This is a genomic window from Paenibacillus pasadenensis DSM 19293, assembly GCF_000422485.1.
GTDB lineage: Bacteria > Bacillota > Bacilli > Paenibacillales > Paenibacillaceae > Paenibacillus_O > Paenibacillus_O pasadenensis.
The window spans coordinates 1-2,613 of the sequence record NZ_AULW01000077.1; the positions used below are offsets into that span (position 1 = coordinate 1).

Genomic DNA, 2,613 nt, shown 5'->3' on the forward strand with positions numbered 1-2,613 from the left:
GCCCGGACTATTGGGCTTAGAGTAAGAAAAAACGCTAAGCCAGGTACATCCGAAGGCTTAGCGTATATTATCGTTAAAATGTTGGCGGTACCCCTAATAGGGGTTTTCTTTTTCATGAACATCGTATGACCGATTTCTTTCTCCGTCTCGACGTACTTTCTGTAAAGGGCGGGGTTCATTTCAGCACCATGCCGAAGATCATTTAAGCTTCCCATGATACAGAAAACGCAGCTCAGTCGCTCGTTTCGCTCGTAGGCCCAAAAAGGCTTCTGTCCGGAATCCTCAATCACCCCGAAAACTTCCTCTGTGCTCATGTCGAAAATAGGCATCCAATCCCACACGTCCCTAAATCCGCAACTGGCCGAGACATTGAAAGAAAACGGGCTTTTCTTGGCACGAGCGCTCGACTCTGCCGCCCGAAGCCCCATACAGTTTACCGCGATGCGACGTCCACGCCGCTTAACATCATTTCGGATGAACTTCATGATTGGCCCTCGTTTCAAATCGCTCGTACACTGGCGACATGAAGAAGACGGCCATTTTTTACGCCGAGCGACCATCTCAAGCAACGTTTTCCCAGCTCGAACCACATGCACGGGATGGGAGGTATTGGCCTGAATATGGTCTTGCACTCCAGGCCATTCAACATAACCCAGGTCCGCATGAACGACCGACAGCTGGTCGAAAGGGATGATGTCCACCAGAAGCGAATACATGGCTTGAGAGTCCTTTCCCCCTGAATGTGAAACGTAGAAAATCGCTCCTTGCTGAATCAGGTCTTGAATGTCATCAGGAATATTCATGATTTCTCCCTCCCTCTGCGTTTCCGATTACACTTTCGTCCGGCTACGGAGCGATGCGGAGGGCCGGGCAGCCATCCAGCCGCCCGTCCTGATTCCGTCACCGATACGCCCACAACGGGAACATGTATCCCGTTCGATCCGGCTGGTCCAAGTAAATGTCCGAGCCTTGAAACACTTCCCCTAGAATCTCCGCGCTGTCGCGCTCGGTAATGCGCCGAGCATAATCGTCATAGCTCACACCCGTCTCCGCTCGGAATGCCTCCTTGCATTCCTCCATATCATCGTGCTTTCTCAACCCGAACACACATCCGGACTTCACGATGACCAGTATGTACTGCTGCTTGACGAAGCCCGCCCGTTCTCCCTCCACCTTCTCGGAACCGTCCGAGGGACCGCGCCCCTCGGCTTGATTCAGCATGCGCAGCGCTTCCCGCATGCGCTTGATCGTCGCTCGCTTTTTCATCCACGCTCCACCGCTTTCAGAAACGCCGTGCAAATGATACGGACACCCTCTCCATCCCCCTGCTCGCGAAGCGCCATCAGAGCCTCTTGCGCTTGCGCACGCATTCTCTCGCGCTTCTCCATCAGCAGATGGTCGACCAACGGCACCACCACGAACAACGCTTCCTCCGCATCGATGCTGATCTCTTCGCCTCCGGAATACAAGGTGATCGTTCCCTGCGGATCAAGGCTCAATTTCGTTCCATCTGGCAGTTTGTACATATGTTTTTCCTCCTCGATTTTACTTTCTAGGCATTCCATTTCCTCATTAGCAGCCTGCATCCAGTCCGGCGGACTGGCCCCCTCAACGAAAATCTGATTATTTTTCAAAATCGACTTGACCTCCTTCGCGAGATGTTGGACCATCCGGAAACGTTTGCCGGTCTAGCCCGAGCGGCGATGAGCGGAATCTTTTAAGGTTTTGCCGTCGTCCAGCGACTTCGGCCCGCTAGGCGAGCCGGTGGAGCGATGGAGTTGTCAAAGGGCGAAACCATCCGTGTAACGTAGCCGTCATAGCCGTTTTGCTGGCCCGAGGCCGCCGATGCAAGGGTCTGCCCGACAGGGCCGGCGACAGCCGCCCTTGCATCGGCGGCCTCGGGACGGCAGGCTAGGATGACGGATACGTTACACAGCGGATGGTTCCCTTTGACACGACATAGCGAAGCCGGCCGCCCAGCGCCGAAAGCCGCGCAGACGCACGGCCCGGTTTGCATCTTTGAATTCACCCACAAAAAAGGACCCGGCCACGAAGCGATAGCGCAGAGCCGGGTTTGCCCTTGACCTTGCCCGCCACCGGAACCGACGGTTCCGCTTGCGGCGTTCTTCCGCAAGCGGAAAATCCGGGAATGGAACCGAGTGCCTTTCTCGGGTCGCTTCCCGGATTAGTTGGTGGTGGGAATTCGGGCCCGATGTCTACATGGTTTTGACGTTTTCCTTCGTCCGTTGATTGGCATCATCTAAACAAAAATCAACGCCGTATCCTAGATGACGCTGACAAAACCGCATGCCGTCCGCCCAGTACGCCGTCCCTCCATCACTCCGCACCTGAACCTCCTGTCCGAAATGATGCTTCACGATAATTAAGGCAACGATTACCGCGAAGTCATAAGGCTTGTAGGCCGTCTTACAGAAGTGAAAGAAGCGTCCGTTCCGATCGCCATCCTTCTCTAGCTCCCCCGTATCCTGATGAAAAGAAAACGTCTCGTAGCAGCAGCCAAGGGCGCCTTCACAGGTCCGTTTCGCCGGAAGAAAATGATTCGTGTCAAGCTGGAACCCATCTTCATGACCGCAAGCGGATCGCCCATTGAAC

Annotated in this window: 4 protein-coding genes; all 4 read right to left on the minus strand. The window is 54.7% G+C overall.

The genetic code is table 11. The features are described from left to right. On the minus strand, nt 1-803 hold an 803-nt coding region (locus H582_RS26970), incomplete at its 3' end, for a phosphoadenosine phosphosulfate reductase domain-containing protein (protein ID WP_205621418.1). Between the two features lie 97 nt (nt 804-900). Continuing rightward, nucleotides 901-1,266: a hypothetical protein gene (locus tag H582_RS0110750; RefSeq protein ID WP_028598548.1), complete on the minus strand. Its 366-nt coding sequence runs from the start codon at nt 1,264-1,266 to the stop codon at nt 901-903. Next, nucleotides 1,263-1,634, minus strand: a complete 372-nt coding sequence (locus H582_RS0110755) for a hypothetical protein (RefSeq protein ID WP_028598549.1) — start codon at nt 1,632-1,634, stop codon at nt 1,263-1,265. Before H582_RS0110755 ends, H582_RS0110750 begins: the two co-directional genes overlap by 4 nt. A 582-nt stretch (nt 1,635-2,216) precedes the next feature. Then, nucleotides 2,217-2,613: hypothetical protein (locus H582_RS32360; RefSeq protein ID WP_028598550.1), on the minus strand; the 397-nt coding region annotated here is incomplete at its 5' end.